Below are 16,548 nucleotides of genomic sequence, written 5' to 3'. Positions count from 1 at the left end.
CTTAATTTTTTTATACTGTGAAAACAGTCGTGGAAATCTTGTGAAATACCTTGTGAATTATGGGGCGGCTCTACTACCGTGCAAGCGGTCACGACATTAGAAAAGTAGCTCCCTCCGTGCCAAAAATTATCCCATTACCAAGAGGATTTAACCCCGCTACACAAAACCGCACAACTCTATACCAAAGATAACCTATATTCTAACTGCCATTACCCGCTAAAAACACGCTTTTTTCAATTTGCTTCATTTTATAAAAATAACCTTGCTCTTTCATTAACTCATCAAAGGTTCCTTTTTCAATAAGCTTGCCATTTTCCATCACCATTATTTGATCCATTTTTTCTAACCCAGTTAATTTATGGCTAATTAAAATGAGCGTATCATCTTTAGCTTGCTGGAAGATTCTTTGATATATATGTGATTCAGTAAGTGCATCCATGGAAGAGGTTGGTTCATCCAATATCCAGATTGGAGCGTTTTTCAACATTGCTCTTGCTATTGCAAGACGCTGCTTCTCGCCGCCTGAAAGGTTTTCTCCTTTCTCGAGTACTTCATCATCCAATGAAAAATGTCCTAGCTTTACATTCTCCAGAGCTAATTCCATTTCTTGATCGGTGAGATTGTCTTTCGCGAGTAATAGATTGTCTTTTATTGTTCCGTAGAAAAAGTGATTCTCCTGCAAAACTACATTTGTATGTTTCCAAATACTTTCATTTGTAATCTGTTCTATTGGCTGCCCATTAATATTGATGCTGCCCGCGTCAGGAGAATAGATGTTTAAGAACAGTTGCATCGCCGTGGATTTTCCCGAACCACTTGGACCGACTATTGCTGTTTTTGATCCAGATGGAAATACTGCAGAAAAGTCTTTCAGGGCTGCCCGGGATTCTCCAGGAAATCCAAACGTTACATTTTCCATCGTGATCGACGGGGCTTTATCGTAATTCTGCTCTATTTTTTGTATCTTTTTATCGAATGATTTCTCACTTACTACTGCTCCTAGCCGTTCTGCTGCTTGGCGGCTATCTTCAAAGTGACTTGCAAAAGCAGCCATAGGTGAAGTGTTTTCAAAAACGGTTAGCGAAATCATCACAAGCAAGGCTAGAAAAATCCCGTTTAATTGTCCAGTAGTGACCAGATAAGCTGCCACGCCTAGAACAACCCAAGAAACCACGAGGGAAAGGAATGTATTCATCGACTCGCTGAATAGTTGATGAATTCCGTTCCGTTCCTGCTCCCTTGAATATGCAAGGGAAGATTGATCGATTACATTCTCTTTCACTTGCAGTTGCTGATAGATTTTTAAATCACGAAAGCCATAAAGAAACTCGGTTAGCTTAGTCGACAAATCACCTCGTTGCTTTCTAACGCTGCTTTTAACCTTTCGTTGACCTATTGCGAATAATACTGGTACCACAATGGTGGTAAGGAAAAATCCGATTAAAAGAATCAGCGCAACAGGAACAGAAAAGACAGAAGTGAATAGAATCGTGCAAAAGAAAACAAGAGCTAACACAATGGGAGGGTAGAAGACACGTAAAAAGAAATTTTGCAGTGTTTCCACATCGCCAACAATTCTTGCTAGAAGGTCACCACTTCGAAAACGATGAAATAATCTCGGTGCCAGCGGCTCTAATTTTTCATAAAAGGATACACGTAAATTACTCAGCATCGTAAATGTCGCACGATGGGAAAAAAAGCGTTCCCCGTAGCGGCTTAATGCCGATATAATTCCTAATAATTTTACGATGGAAACGAGTATCATTAAAGTGTAAATCGGAGGAGCTAATGCGGCCTTTGAAATTAAATATCCACTAGAAGAAAACAATCCTACAGCTGTTAATCCCGCAATGACGCCAAATAAAACAGAGAGGTAAATATCTTTCTTTTCCATAAGCAATACTTTGATAATGACAGATATATCTCTCAATGTAAGGCACCTCCTTGTTGTTCTTCAACCATTTGTCGATAGGATGTCACCGTTTGCAGCAATTCCTCATGAGTGCCAACTGCTAAGACCTGTCCATTCTCCATAAATAAAATTTTATCCGCATGTTGAATCGTATGAAGCCGATGTGCGACCGTGATAATGGTGGAATGCTTTGCCAGTTTCTTGATGGAAGCTTGTAAAATTCGTTCTGTTTCCAAGTCCAGTCCGGTTGTAGGCTCGTCAAAGAGAATAATCGATGGCTTTTTAAGAAAAGCTCTTGCAATCGCGGTTCGCTGTTTTTCCCCACCTGAAAGTCCTCTTCCAGCTTCCCCAATGGGTGTGTCATATCCATTTTCAAGAGATTCAAAGAGATCAGAAATTCCTGCTTGACGAGCTGCATCTTCTATTTCCTGTCTCGTCGCGTTCATCTGAGTGCCAATTGCAATATTTTCTGCGATTGTTCCAGAAAATAAATATGGATCCTGTGAAATATAGCTTAACCTGTCATACCAATCATTCTCACGATAAGAAGAAAGCGGGCGCCCATTTACTTCTATTTCTCCTTCTGCTAATGGAAGCAGTCCTGCAATCAGATGGAGCAACGTCGTTTTCCCTGAGCCTGTTCTTCCAACAATTGCTACTTGTTCATAAGGGTTAATTTCGACATCGATTTGCTTTAGGGAAAAAGTAGCTTCTCCATAATAAAAGCCAGCATTTTTTAAGCTGATTTTCGGTGGTTGATCTGTTGGAAGCCGTTCATTACCCCAAGTCACAGCTTGCTGCTCTTCAGCCAATTCGTGTTGGATCTTTTTAGCCGCACCCATACTGCTTCTTCCTGTATGGAATGCGCTGCCCAAGTCTTTTAATTTTGTATAAAACTCTGGTGCGAGTACTAACATAAGAAATCCGATGAAAAAGGATATATCCTGAAAAATAATTAAACGAATTGCTACCTCTAAAGCGATAAGCCCAATACTTAACATGGAGATGAATTCCAATGCCAACGAATTGGAGAAGGCGATTTTTAATACTTCCATCGTTGCATCTCGAAAATCAAGGCTGCTTTTTTCGATTTCTTTCTTTTTCTCATTGGAACGACCGTATAGTTTTAACGTCGTAAGCCCCTGCAAGGTGTCCAGAAACTTGCCCGAAAAGGCCGCCATTTTATCCAATTGCTGCTCTGCTTTATCTTTCGTTTGAAAGCCGATAATCATCATGAAAATTGGGATGAATGGTGCTGTAATTACAATAATAACTGCTGTCATCCAATGCTGGGTGAAGATATAAATGAGAATCATGAGCGGAATGATGGAAGCCTGGATCACCTGTGGAATATAGCTTGAAAAATAACTGTCAATTTCATCGACTGCATCCATCATTACACTTACTTTTTGCCCCGATTGTCCTTTTGTGGAGGCTAGAATTGGATTATTGGAGAATTTATGCAGTAAAGCTTTTCTTACATCATTCTTTACTTTCGAGGCCATTTTGATGCCAATTCTCCCGCTGGTATATTGAAAAAGGGTTCTTGCAAACATAACACCTAATAATCCTATTAAAAGGGAGAGGACCTCGGAGAAGGGTTCTTGCTTTAGAAAAATAAGATCGACAATCACTACAAATAAATAGGCCTGAAGAATTATAGATAAGCCGGACAACACAGCGATAATAACGAGAGAAAAGATTTTCGATTTTTGCTTAGATGCCAAGTCCTTTAATGTTGCCAATCGAATTCCTCCTATAGGGACAAGGGCAAATGCACCAATGTCCTTTTATTGTTTCCAATCGTTGTTTAGTCATTCACATATTATGTATGATGATTCTAAGTTTTGACCATTATAACACTACCCTGGAAGTGTAAACCAGTAACATGGCTGCTGGTTCTTTTTATGATAACATCATTTGGTTAAGTTGCTATTGATAGTTGTAGACATAGAATGGATGGTTCATGGAGGCCTTGTTTATAATCAGGATTTAAGAATAAGATGCAAGATAAAGATATGCTGGATTCGACCTGTTTTCTAAATACTTTCTACAATTCATGTACAAATTAAACATTATTCAACATGCTCGATCAAAAATTATTGTTAGATGATTTTATTGAAAATTGCAGGTTTAATTTGAAAACTAGTCTCGGCAGCAAATAAGTTGGGAAAGGTGTTTTGTGATACTATTAAAGTTATATTAATCAATGCATGTTTAATAGTTTTCTTATAAGGGAAGAAGTTATTAAAATCATTTATTAGTAAGAAACGACAGAGAAGATATTGAAAATAGTATAGAGTTCGACAAGAAAAGAAGAGAGACAAAACATAAGCTTTTGCAAAAATACATAATACAACAGATTAAAGCACAACTGAGAAGAGGTTTAGGAAAGGAAAAATCTTAAACCGCTCCTGTATGCTTTGATTTACTGCTCTCTTTTCTTGTAATCTAGCTGACTATTATCAATATCATCTGTTATAAAAAAGGGGTAGATCATGGATAGGTTAATTGTTATTGTTACTAGTTTTTTAGGTTTATTTTTGCTCGGTGGCTGTGCCAATCAGGTAGAGAATGCGATGGCTGTAACGGAGTCCGTACATACTACCGGGAATGGGCTGGTTGACGAACTCAATTCTATTGTGAAACAAGAATCTGAGCTGCAGGATTCTTTTGAGCAGACTTTGGCTGAGGATAAGGAGTTAAAGAGTTTGGCAGATGGATCATCGACTGTATTTGCAAATATTGAGGCGAGAAAGGAATCGCTTAATAGAATAGAAGAATATAGGAACCAGCTGGAGGAAAATTATACAGCTTTTACAGACAATGATACCAGTGATCTGCCGGAAGAGGATGTTGGCGCGTTGACTGAGTCGCTCGATCAGCTAACATCATCAATTTCTGATTATATGTCCCATTATGCAGATGCACTAAGAGAGCAAGAGGAGTTTTTTAAGTCACTTGCTGAAGACAATGCAACATATAAGACGATGACAGAAGGAATCGAAAGTATTGCTTCAAATGATGAGAAAACGAGTGAATTTTTACTTCAATTAGATGAACAGCTTGCTGCACTGCAGAACGATTATGAATCACTTCAAGTAGCATTAAATGAAAAAGCGAATGCGTCTTAATGAGAGAGGAGTACCACATGAAGAAACGAATCATATCAGTTATTGCAATCGTAGCTTTAGTTGCAATGTCCGGCTGTCAAAGTACAGCAGAAGGCCAAGTAGAGCACGCAGTTGCAGAAGAGGAAGAAACGCAAAATGAAAGCAGTATAGAGAATCAAGAAGGGCAAGAATCAGAGGGAACGGAATCAGAAGAGGAAGCGGTTGATGAGCATAGTACAGCTGAACTTGAAGATTCACAGCAAAGTAATGTTGATTATTCTTATGAAGTAAACCCAGAAAACTTCACAGTTGAACCGCTGACAGAAGAAGCAGAATCGCAAGTTGCATTGCTTACATTTGATGATGCACCAGACGGAAATGCGGTAGAAATGGCAGAAATTCTAAAAGAGCATGATGCACCGGCGATCTTTTTTGTAAATGGGATGTATTTGGAATCTGAAGAAGGGAAAGAAAAGCTGAAAAAAATCCATGAAATGGGATATGAAATAGGCAATCATACATATACTCACCCAACTTTGACTGATATCAGCGAGGAACAGCAACGAGAGGAAATCGTTAAAGTAAATGATCTGGTTGAGGAAATTACCGGCGAGCGTCCGCGTTTCTTTCGTGCGCCGCATGGTTTGAATACGGATTATACGAAACGGGTTGCAGAAGAGGAAGATATGGTGCTAATGAACTGGACATATGGCTATGACTGGGAACCGGAGTATCAGGAGCCAGGGGCACTCGCGGATATCATGGTGAACACAGCCTATTTGAATGATGGCGCCAATTTACTCATGCATGATCGTGAATGGACGAAAGAGGCACTGGATGGGATAATTACCGGATTGCGTGAAAAAGGCTATACATTAGTTGATCCAGATTTGATCTATAGTCCGAATAAAGGAGGACAGGCGGAATGATGAAGAAATTTTTAATTAGTACTGCAGTGCTCATCACTATGTTCTGCCTGCCCACAGACGGTGCGTATGCGGAGGAAAATTTAGAAACAAAATTGCTGAAAATAAATGAAGAGCCAATTCTAAAAGTGCCAGAGGAAATTCCCGAACAATTTACCTATGACAGTGGCGTGGAAATCCCTTACCCTGAAGAGGGAGTGAAAGGCATTTATGTGACCGGTCACTCAGCCGGCGGGGCGCGCATGGATAAACTCGTTGATTTAGTAAACGATACAGAGCTTAATGCGATGGTCATTGATGTGAAGGATGATTTCGGCGATATGATGTTAGATTTGCAATCTGAAAATGAACTCGTGCAGAAATTTTCTAAAGACATTGTAGACGGCGAGTCGCTTATGAAGACGGTGGAAGAAAATGGTATTTACCCGATTGCGAGAATTGTTGTATTTAAAGACTCTCGACTGGCCCAAGAACGTCCGGACTTATCCTTTACGCATGAGGATGGAAGTGTTTGGGAAAATGGGCGCGGTGAAAACTTTGTTAATCCATTTTCGAAAGATGTTTGGAACTACAATATTGAAATCGCTAAGCAAGCAGCAAAAATGGGATTCAAAGAGATTCAATTTGATTACGTTCGTTTCCCAGAAGGATTTGAAAATCGGGCTGATGAATTAAATTATACTCACGGTGATTATGAAGGAGAAGAAGATGATGTGCAGCAGCGCGTAAATGCGGTAACGGATTTTGTTGCACATGCTTATCAGGAATTAAAACCATATGGGGTCGATGTTTCAGTTGATATTTTTGGTTATTCAGCAACCTTACCGGAAGCACCGGGTATTGGGCAGAACTTTACCAAAATATCGGAAAATGTTGATGTCATTTCTTCGATGATTTACCCAAGCCACTGGGGAAACGGCTATTTTAATATAGCAAAACCTGATCTTGAGCCATACCAGGTGATTGATGAATATATGAAAGTAGAAAAAGAAGTGCTCGGTAAGATGGAAGACCCGCCAACAAGCAGGCCGTGGCTGCAGGACTTTACTGCCTCGTATCTTGGCAGCGGAAATTATAAAAACTACGGTGCAGAAGAAGTGGAAGCACAAATTCGAGCACTCGCAGATCACGGCGTGAATGAATTTCTACTTTGGGATGCAGGCAATACGTATACGGAAGGTGTGGATTACACACCTGGTGATTAAGTTAAAAGAGGCTGGGACAAAACCCCAGCAATTAAAAGCGTGATACCCTCCAATAAATTGGTGAGTATCACGCTTTTTTGCACACAAAAAGGACACCCTTTGATAAAATTAAAGTAACCACATAACAAGGGGAGCACATCCTATTAAATGGTACAAGAAACTTATAATGAGGTGTTTAAAGATATGATTCATATTGAAGAGTTTCATCATGTAAGTTTACCAGTAACTGATTTGGAAAAGGCAAAGGATTTCTACGGAGACATCCTTGGTTTTAAAGAATTGGATCGGCCTAATTTTGACTTTCCAGGGGCCTGGTACCAAATTGGCGACCAACAGTTGCATTTAATCGTTTATAAAGATTCAGAAACATTAAGAACAAGCCGGAAATTAGATTCCAGGGACGGCCACTTAGCGATTCGAGTTAAAAGTTATAACGATACCCGTCGTTATTTGGAAGAAGCAGGTGTAGATATATTATTAAAACCAGAAAGTAAGAGTGGGTTCGCGCAAATATTTTGTCAGGATCCGGATGGTAACATGATAGAATTTAACGTGGAACAGGCATCATATGAGAAGGAGAATCTTAATTCATAGTTATCTACTATGTTGTTTCTGGGACGAAGTGTAATGGAAAGGGGAGGGCACCTTAGAGGTAAACGGCTCAAATAAAATTATTGTTCTACAGGAGCACTTCTTCTTCAAATTAAAAAGGGGGACAGAAAGCCAATCCTGTCCCCTTTATTTTTTTACTTTCTATTAATATGGATCAGCTTCATGCCCTTTATCAACAGCTTCCTTTGTTGCCTCATTTGCTGCTAACGAACCTTGACCGAATTTCGATTGACCTGCTTCACGGCCAGGAACTTTATTTTCCATCTTCTGCAATTCTTCCATTTTCTTCTCAATGCCTTCCTTCACACGGCGACCATAGTCTTCATCTGCTTGAGTGAAGTGATAAACCATGGCATCTTGAATTTTCTTATCACAGACAGCAAGAGCATTGGATAAATTATTTATTAAATCGTCGCGTTCCCAATCCTCAAAGCTGCGATATGTTTCGCCTGCTTGGCCATAGTAATTTGGACGGTCAATTGGTTCACTCATGGCCTGAGCATTGTAGTGTGGACGATGCTGTACACGTTCTTCTTTGTTTGCTTCTTGATAGCCGCCAAGCATGGATGGCTCATAGTTAATATGTGGATTTTCACCATTCTCTTTCTTATCGCGGAAATCCATTTGACCACGATGTTGATTTGTTCGAACGTCCGTTTTCGGTGCATTCACCGGAAGCTGCAGATAGTTCGCCCCAACACGATATCGCTGTGTATCAGAGTAGGAGAATGTACGTCCTTGCAGCATCTTATCATCTGAGAAGTCCATTCCATCAACTAGAACCCCTGTACCAAAAGCAGCTTGTTCAATTTCTGCATGGTAATCGACTGGATTGCGGTCAAGTACCATACGACCTACTGGAAGCCATGGGAACTTGTCCTCAGGCCACAGTTTTGTATCATCAAGCGGATCGAAATCAAGCTCCGGATGATAATCATCCTCCATAATTTGAACGAATAGTTCCCATTCTGGATAGTCACCGCGTTCGATTGCCTCATACAAATCCTGTGTCGCATGACTGAAATTCTTCGCTTGGATTTCATTTGCTTCTTCTTGCGTTAAATTACGGATTCCTTGTTTCGGCTCCCAATGATACTTCACTAGTACTGCTTCGCCTTTCTCATTAACCCATTTATACGTATTTACACCTGAACCCTGCATGTGACGGTATGTTGCTGGAATACCCCACGGAGAGAAAAGGAATGTAATCATATGAGTTGCCTCAGGTGAACGAGATACAAAGTCAAACATCCGTTGTGGATTTGGCACGTTTGAAGCAGGGTCTGCTTTAAATGCGTGAATCATATCCGGGAATTTCATAGCATCTTGGATAAAGAAGATTTTTAAGTTGTTTCCAACCAAATCCCAGTTTCCATCTTCGGTATACATTTTGACTGCAAATCCACGCGGATCTCTTTCTGTTTCCGGTGACTGTTTCGAACCGGCCACTGTAGAAAAACGAACTAATAATGGTGTTCGTTTGCCCGCGCCTGAGAATACTTTCGCACGTGTATACTTCTCAACTGGTTCATCTCCAACTTTTCCGTACGTTTCGAAATATCCAAAAGCTCCTGCTCCTCGAGCATGAACAACACGCTCTGGGACTTCTTCCCTGTCAAAATGTGAAATCTTTTCAATAAAGTGGTAGTTTTCTAGAGTAGCTGGGCCGCGATTCCCAATTGTACGTAAGTTTTGGTTATCTGTGACAGGGTGACCCTGTCTTGTGGTTAATGTCTCGCGGTCAACCTCTTGTGCATGTGGAATATTCTTATCTTTATTCTCTGCCAAAATGAAAACCTCCCTATTGTAATAACCCTTCATTTAACGATAAGGGTTTATTAGAATAACATTCAAACGAAAATTATTCTAATTTATTAGTCACGTCCATTATAGTTGTTAATATTTGGGAATTCAAATATTTTGATAATAGCAAAAAATATTTGCCGATAAGGTTTATTTATACTTCAAAACGGGTAATTAATATAGTTTAATGGTTAGTTTATTATTCTCAGACAGAAGACTCCCAAGGGATAAGGAAACTAATCATTATACCCGTAGAAGAACAATAAGAAATTAGACCAAAATAGCTGTAAGTAACGCAGAGTATCGTAGAAATAATTTGCTTGCGGATCATGGTTCAACGTTTGATTCTCCCCAATGCACAGCCCCATTGCACTAACACATTTTTCCTCCGCCAAATTCTTATAGACAAAGTGGACAACCTTAGGTATCCTTAGTAGGTATGTCATCAAGGAGGAAATAGCATCTATGAATAATCAAAATCATAACTCAGTAAAAATCGTAACAGCTGATCCATCAGCAATAGGGCTGTTTGGTTTGGCAATGGTTACGTTAGTAGCATCATCACAAAAATTAGGAATAACAGATGGCACCTCGTTAATCTTACCGTGGGCTTTCTTCTTAGGCGGTCTTGCTCAACTATATGCAAGCTTTTTAGATTCGAAGCATAACAATGTATTTGGTACAACAGCATTCGGAGGATTTGGCCTATTCTGGTTTGGGGTTGGTGCCACTTGGATGATCCAAATGGGAGCATTTGGTGAGCCCTTACTTGCGAACGCAGATTCGAAACAATTGGGTGTCGCATTCGTCGGCTACTTAATTTTTAGTATATTTATGACAGTTGGAGCCATGGAAACTCATAAAGTATTGTTCTCCATCTTCGTATTTATTGATCTCTTATTTGTCGGATTGTCCCTAAGTTCGTTTGGTATTATGTACGAATTTTCACATATGCTAGCAGCAATCTCTGAGTTGCTTATTGCTTTACTCTCGTTCTACGGTTCTGCTGCAGCTGTATTAAACCCACACTTCGGAAAAGTTGTTTTACCAGTAGGGAAACCGTTTGGTATATTTGTGGAAGACAAGTAGTTTTTGATGCATTTAGATAAAAAACGAGCCAATCATCATAGATTGGCCCGTTTTTTTATTTTCTATTGGTATTAGTATCTACTAGTCATTCCCAAATCTCTGTTACCCATTCCGGATGATCAATAAATGGATTACGGTTATGCTGATAATCATTGTATATAACGTCATTTCTTCGTCTTTCAAAGTCATCAACTGGATCTTCTTCATGCCATTGTAGCAATACAGATAGTTTGCCGTGGTAGGGTGCCGATCCATTACTCACCCGGTCATTTAATTCCAAATCAAGTTCACCGCTATCACCCTCGTAGCGTACATCCATATAGAAAAGCATTCTAGCTACATCCCCTTTAACCTCATCCCTTGGTTCCCAGGAATCCGAGTCATAGTAGTTTCCAGAGGCCTCTGTATGCTCTCTGCCACCTTCATCAAAGTCGAGGTTACTTCTTGTACTATTGACTGAAGCATCTGTTGGTCTTAAATGATGGAGATCAGTCCCAGCACCCATTGAGGTGCCAAAGTCACCATGCGACTTCGCCCAGACATGCTCTCGATTCCAGTCATCCGCATTTCCGCCATTTGTGTTTTTTCCTTGCGAACGGCCAGTATAAAGGAGGATCACATTATTTGAGTTATTAGGATCTTCATCTGTTTCGCGTAATGCTTCCCAAACATTGGAGTAAGAGATTTCAGTATGATCATCAATGATGTTATGTAGAGCTGATCTTAATTGTTCCCCTGTTTTACCATATGCTGCATTATAATAGTCGTCTGTGTCTGGATTTTCAGGAGCTGGTTCCGTTTCCGGCGGCGCTGTGCCGTCATTCTGTAATTCAAAAGCAGAGCCACTTTTTAGTCCAGCATGTGCAAAATAGTCTGTTAGTGTTCCAGTTACTTTTACTTTCTCTCCTAATAAGGAAGGGTTAGATTTTAGCCCAAATGAAGTTCGGAAGGAAGATGGAATTTGAACATAAACCATTTCATTAGTGTTCGTGGAAGAAGGACTGTCTGCTAAAGCAAAAGCATAATCATTTGGAAAGTTGCTTCTAATGACAGAAGTGGTGGATACTGGTTGCCCAACAATATACCCCTCAACTGTTTTTGTTGAATTATTCTGATTGCTGTTTGCCTGTGCAACTGTGTATGGCGAAGACCATGAGCCATTCCCTGACGTAGCATTCACTAAAATTGTTTGTGCCGGCTGGATAAACAATAACACCGATGCAAGCAATAGAATAACTGTTAACAGTGTTCTTTTTTGATTATTTGACAATGCTATCTCCTCCTTTTAGTTGTTTCACCTGTATTATATAAGACAGTTATAAAGTTAGCTTTAATAGAGTATGAAGTTGCTGTTACAAAAAGTACGAGATATGTCGTAGTTAAAAAATTTGACTTTGAATCTTTACTATAGAGAAAAGATAGTGAAAGATCAATTTAGAAATAAATGGATTTAGCTCAGTATAAGGCGAAAAAGTAAGCTATTATTCAAAATCTAGCTCTGAATGTATGATTTGTTGAGCGAGGCCTCCCGAAAGTCGCTCCAAAACACTGGAAAGTTAAGCGAGACACCCGAAAGTCACTCCGAAACACAGAAAAGTTGAGCAAGACCACCCGAAAGTCGCCCCAAAGGCATTGAACTACATCCAATGAAGGGAGCGACTTTAACGCAATTTTAAGGTCAATGGGTCTGACAAATCCGACTGAAACTCAATATATTTATTAGAATAATTTGATTATTCTTTACTTAATGTTCTGAGAATGATACTATCCTTTTAAAGGAGGGGAAAAGTGGCTAGGCAAAAAGAATTCGATGAAAACAGGGTTTTACGAAAAGCAATGGTGCTCTTTTGGCAAAATGGATATGAAAAAACGTCGATGCAAGATTTAGTTAACCATATGAATATACACCGTCGAAGTATTTATGACACATTTGGTGATAAGCAGACGTTGTTTCTAAGAGCTTTGCAGCTTTTCGAAGAGAACGTTGAGAGAAGAATACAACAACAAATTAAACCGATAACTTCAGTCAGGTTAGCGATAAGAGAATTATTCGAAATGGCGGTTTACTCTAATGATGGAAGCCCAGCAGGATGTTTAATTGTAAATACAGCAATAGAATTAACAGCACATAATCAAGAAATTGCTGATAGGATTAGTAAAAGTTTTAGTAAGACAGAAACATTCATATACGAACTATTATTACGTGGCCAAATGAGTGGAGAATTATCCAATCAACTTGACCTGGGAAAATTAGCTGCCTCTATTCATAATTCATTTATTGGTATAAGAGTTCTGGCTAAAACAACAGATGATAAAGAGAAGATTCTAAACATTATAGATTCGACTTTGGCTGTATTGGATTAGCCTTTTTAGAATGAGCGTTCTAGAATGGGCGGCTTTGGCTTTGTTTAATCATTTATATTAAAAAGTGGAGGGATCAAATATTGAGTAAATTAGAAAGTCTAAAGAAAATGATGTCAGGAGAAAATCCTGGTCCACCAGTGGCACAGGTACTTGGATTTAAAGTGGTAGAGGTTGAGGAAGGCAGAGTTGTTTTAGAATTGGAAGCTTCTGAAAGACTTCATAATCCGATGGGTACATTACATGGCGGGATATTGTGCGATATAGCTGATGCTGCTATGGGTTATGCTTTTTCTAGTACACTTGCTGACGATGAAATTTTTACGACGGTAGAAATTAAATTAAATTTTCTTAAGCCCATTTTTAAATCGAAACTTCGAGCTGAGGGGAAAATAATAAAAAAAGGCTCATCCATCGGATTACTGGAATGTCATGTATATGATGAAAAGCAAAGTCTCGTGGCCCATTCTACTAGTACATGTATGATTTTAAAGGGACAATCTGCCGGAAGAAGATTAAAAATAGAATAACAATGACTAGCTTTTGTATTATCTCATGGATCCAAAGGAATCATTGATTGATCTAAAAATAAGGATGGGATCAAATGTCTTCTACTTTACCTTCTTCCCAAACTGAAAGTAACGTGTCCTTTCAAGAGAATAAACTCATTATCATTTGGAGTTTTACCACCTTGCTAGTCGTAATGAATACAACAATGTTTAACGTGGCATTACCCTTTATAATTAAAGATTTTTCCTTAAATTCATCGATGGCATCTTGGCTCGTTTCCGGTTATTCCATTATGTTTGCTATTTCAACTTTGGCATTTAGTAGATTATCTGATTTTATTCCCCTTTTAAGACTTCTATACTTTGGAATTAGCATTTTAGGCATAGCATCGATAATCGGTTTCTTTTCAACTCATTTTTTAATATTATTGGGAGCACGTATTTTTCAGGCAGCTGGGGCAGGAGCTGCTATGGGATTGGGCATGATTATGGCTGGGCGCTACATACCTTTATCAAACCGTGGAAAAGCGATGGCAATGATTGCTTCTGCTGCTTCATTGGCATTTGGTTTAGGCCCTGTAATAGGGGGAGTAATCACTCAAAATTTTGGATGGAATTATCTGTTCGCTGTGACCGGATTCTCTGTCCTAACTATTCCTTTCTTCCAAAAGTTATTACCGAAAGAGGTTATTAAAAAAGGACATTTCGATTTATACGGTGCCATTTTAACTGGACTTAGTGTTACAGGGCTGTTACTTTCTCTATCCACATCTTCATATCGTATTTTAGTAGGAACTGTTTTCCTTTTTGTAGTATGGTGGAGATATCTTAATAAAACGAAAGAGCCGTTTATCCCACCGATTCTCCTAAGAAATAAACAATATACAAAGCTGCTATTTGTTGGTTGTTCAGCTTTCTTCATCAATTTTTCAAATCTGTTTTTAATGCCCATTATTTTAACAACTGTTTTCGAAAAAGGGCCCATTGAGGTAGGAATAATGATTTTTCCAGGAGCCGTTATTGCTATGATTGGTGGGTATTTTATAGGAGGATTAATCGATCGTTATGGTAATGCGCCTATCATTATTGCTGGCCTATTATTTTTATTAAGTTCCACCATCCTATTTGCAGGGTTATCTACCTTAGCTTCCTATTCGATACTTTCTAGTTATATATTTGCAAGTATTGGCTTTACAGCAATTTCTACAAGTATTCCTAACGAGGTAACAAGGATTCTTCCAACGGCCCAAATCAGTTCAGGGATAGGTATCGTACAATTAATACAATTTTTCGGTGGGGGAGTCGGAGTCGCAATTTCCGGGCTATTATTAACACTTCAAGAAAGTTTATCTTCAGAGATTATATATAGAAATATATTTATTTGTTTTTCCCTTATAATCATGATTGCTGTTTTAATATACAGTTTTTACTATCGAGGAGTTAAGGTAAAGCTGCCAAGTTAACTACATTAGATAGTTAAATAGTCCAGTGGAACTGGAAAACCGGCTCGGTAGGAAGTTGTGTCAGTCGGTTGAAAGGGATAGGAACCCGTCCCCACAGTCCTCCAGTGATCATCCAAACATAAATCAAAAAATCCTCGCCCACCAAAGGACGAGGATTTTCTTAGCAAAACAGATCGTTTTTCTTCGGGTTATTCAGTCCAAATAATGGTCTGATAAACAAGGCAACTCCTGTACCGAGCATTGCCATTACCATCCATACCCAGCCATGCAGGCTAAAGGATGCAATGCCGCCAAAGTATGCACCGATGTTACAGCCAAAAGCAAGACGAGCCCCATATCCCATTAATAGTCCGCCAACAATAGCGGCGCTGGCAGGACCAGCTTTTAGCTTCTTCGGTTTGAAGTTACCTTGTGCTGTTGCTGCAATGAAGGCACCCAAAATAATTCCAAAGTTCATGACACTAGTAGAGTCTGCTAGAACACTTTGACTTAGCGCCTCTCCGTTTGCCCCTTGGAAATATCCCCAAGAAGCGACATCAACTCCTACAGAGTCAAGAGCTTTTCCTCCCCATAAAGCAAAGGCAGATGTGATTCCCCATGGCTGTCCACGGACTGCTAGTGTTAGAGCATTTAAGATTGCTAAAACAATTCCAGCAGCAAATAGTGGCCATGCTCCTCGAAAGATCTTTTTCCAGCCGCTTGTTGTTGCGAGTGGTTTCATCATCGGAGGGTTCTTCCACTTTGCAAATTGAACGAGAATAAAGTAAATAACAAGTAACGCAATGACCTGAACAGCCCACGCTCCACCATATCCTAAGCTAGTGGATGTAGCAAGTGAAAATGGCTCAAGTGACGGTGTGCCCATCCAGAATGGAAGATGATATGCGCCAGCGGTTGCGCCGATGATAAAGGCTATTAGCGTAAGAATCATAGAGCTGGAACCACCGCCAAGATTATAAAGCGTTCCAGAAGCGCAGCCGTTTCCGAGCTGCATGCCGATGCCGAATATAAATGAACCAACAATAACGCTGATTCCTACTGGTGAAACATAACCTGCAGGCTCCACTCCCGTAAATGAAAATCCAGTACTGAGAATAATGGCAAATAATGTGGTTGCAACAATGAGCATAAGCATATGCGCTTGGAGCCCCTGTGTGTTTCCGACCGACATTAGTCGTCTGAAGGCTGATGTAAAACCAAATCGAGCCTGTAATAAAGTAACACCTAATGCGATTCCTATTAAGTAAAGCACGCCTTGAACCATGTTCGTCGTGCTGACAATAGCAATAAATAAGATAACTGCAGCAATAATTCCGATTGTTAAAAACGGCTTTTGAACCGGTTGGAGTTCTTTAATAACTGTGGTTGGATGTTTAATCAATGTCTTTGATGATACAGCTGCTTGCTGTTCCATGAAAAAAACCTCCTTATTCGTATTAGTTTAATAGGATTTACTAATATTATAGTTTATAAGATTTTATGGTGAATGTAAAGGAGATTTACATGTGAAAAGGAATATAGAATTAAAAGGTTATACAGGAAATGGCTACTTTAT

13 protein-coding genes are annotated in these 16,548 nt (G+C 39.4%); 8 read left to right on the top strand and 5 right to left on the bottom strand.

Features of this window, described 5'->3' with window-relative positions:
- Nucleotides 1-199: 199 nt before the first annotated feature.
- Together cydC and cydD are read right to left on the bottom strand one after the other, a co-directional pair.
- Nucleotides 200-1,930 (bottom strand): thiol reductant ABC exporter subunit CydC, encoded by a 1,731-nt coding sequence (gene cydC / locus D8M04_RS07745; protein WP_121522322.1) that lies wholly within the window; start codon nt 1,928-1,930, stop codon nt 200-202.
- Complete coding sequence (cydD, locus tag D8M04_RS07740) at nt 1,927-3,657, bottom strand: thiol reductant ABC exporter subunit CydD (RefSeq protein ID WP_121522321.1); 1,731 nt, start codon at nt 3,655-3,657, stop codon at nt 1,927-1,929. Before cydD ends, cydC begins: the two co-directional genes overlap by 4 nt.
- 753 nt (nt 3,658-4,410) lie before the next feature.
- Between cydD and D8M04_RS07735 the strand changes: the two genes are divergently transcribed.
- From D8M04_RS07735 to D8M04_RS07720, 4 genes are all read left to right on the top strand, one after another.
- On the top strand, nt 4,411-5,046 hold the full coding sequence (locus D8M04_RS07735) for a YkyA family protein (RefSeq protein WP_121522320.1): 636 nt from the start codon (nt 4,411-4,413) through the stop codon (nt 5,044-5,046).
- Nucleotides 5,047-5,063: 17 nt separating this feature from the next.
- Nucleotides 5,064-5,954, top strand: coding sequence for a polysaccharide deacetylase family protein (locus D8M04_RS07730; protein ID WP_121522319.1), 891 nt, complete (start codon nt 5,064-5,066; stop codon nt 5,952-5,954).
- Nucleotides 5,951-7,156, top strand: coding sequence for a putative glycoside hydrolase (locus D8M04_RS07725; RefSeq protein WP_121522318.1), 1,206 nt, complete (start codon nt 5,951-5,953; stop codon nt 7,154-7,156). The genes D8M04_RS07730 and D8M04_RS07725 overlap by 4 nt, the downstream gene beginning before the upstream one ends.
- Nucleotides 7,157-7,303: 147 nt before the next feature.
- Nucleotides 7,304-7,750 (top strand): VOC family protein, encoded by a 447-nt coding sequence (locus D8M04_RS07720; RefSeq protein ID WP_425464003.1) that lies wholly within the window; start codon nt 7,304-7,306, stop codon nt 7,748-7,750.
- Between the two features lie 162 nt (nt 7,751-7,912).
- On the opposite strand, the gene D8M04_RS07715 is transcribed toward D8M04_RS07720, so the two are convergent.
- Nucleotides 7,913-9,556, bottom strand: a complete 1,644-nt coding sequence (locus D8M04_RS07715) for a catalase (protein WP_121522317.1) — start codon at nt 9,554-9,556, stop codon at nt 7,913-7,915.
- A gap of 480 nt (nt 9,557-10,036) precedes the next feature.
- Between D8M04_RS07715 and D8M04_RS07710 the strand changes: the two genes are divergently transcribed.
- The gene (locus D8M04_RS07710; RefSeq protein WP_121522316.1) at nt 10,037-10,660 is read left to right on the top strand and encodes an acetate uptake transporter; all 624 of its coding nucleotides are present in this window, start codon (nt 10,037-10,039) and stop codon (nt 10,658-10,660) included.
- Between the two features lie 85 nt (nt 10,661-10,745).
- Here the strand turns inward: D8M04_RS07710 and D8M04_RS07705 are convergent, their stop codons facing one another.
- A complete protein-coding gene (locus D8M04_RS07705; RefSeq protein WP_121522315.1) occupies nt 10,746-11,930 on the bottom strand; it encodes an endonuclease in 1,185 nt (394 codons plus the stop codon).
- A gap of 518 nt (nt 11,931-12,448) precedes the next feature.
- On the opposite strand from D8M04_RS07705, the gene D8M04_RS07700 reads away from it, so the two are divergent.
- The 3 genes from D8M04_RS07700 (at nt 12,449) to D8M04_RS07690 (ending at nt 14,993) form a co-directional block, all read left to right on the top strand.
- The gene (locus tag D8M04_RS07700) at nt 12,449-13,024 is read left to right on the top strand and encodes a TetR/AcrR family transcriptional regulator (protein ID WP_121522314.1); all 576 of its coding nucleotides are present in this window, start codon (nt 12,449-12,451) and stop codon (nt 13,022-13,024) included.
- An 80-nt stretch (nt 13,025-13,104) separates the two neighbouring features.
- Nucleotides 13,105-13,551, top strand: a complete 447-nt coding sequence (locus tag D8M04_RS07695; RefSeq protein ID WP_121522313.1) for a PaaI family thioesterase — start codon at nt 13,105-13,107, stop codon at nt 13,549-13,551.
- A gap of 74 nt (nt 13,552-13,625) precedes the next feature.
- Nucleotides 13,626-14,993 carry an MFS transporter gene (locus tag D8M04_RS07690; protein ID WP_121522312.1) on the top strand — a complete coding sequence of 456 codons (1,368 nt, stop codon included), beginning with the start codon at nt 13,626-13,628 and terminating at the stop codon, nt 14,991-14,993.
- Between the two features lie 160 nt (nt 14,994-15,153).
- On the opposite strand, the gene D8M04_RS07685 is transcribed toward D8M04_RS07690, so the two are convergent.
- Nucleotides 15,154-16,407, bottom strand: coding sequence for a YeeE/YedE family protein (locus D8M04_RS07685; protein ID WP_121522311.1), 1,254 nt, complete (start codon nt 16,405-16,407; stop codon nt 15,154-15,156).
- Nucleotides 16,408-16,548 lie beyond the last annotated feature (141 nt).

It is taken from the genome of Oceanobacillus piezotolerans, from assembly GCF_003665065.1.
Classification (GTDB): Bacteria; Bacillota; Bacilli; order Bacillales; family Amphibacillaceae; genus Oceanobacillus; species Oceanobacillus piezotolerans.
This window is presented reverse-complemented; position numbering and strand designations above follow the sequence as displayed.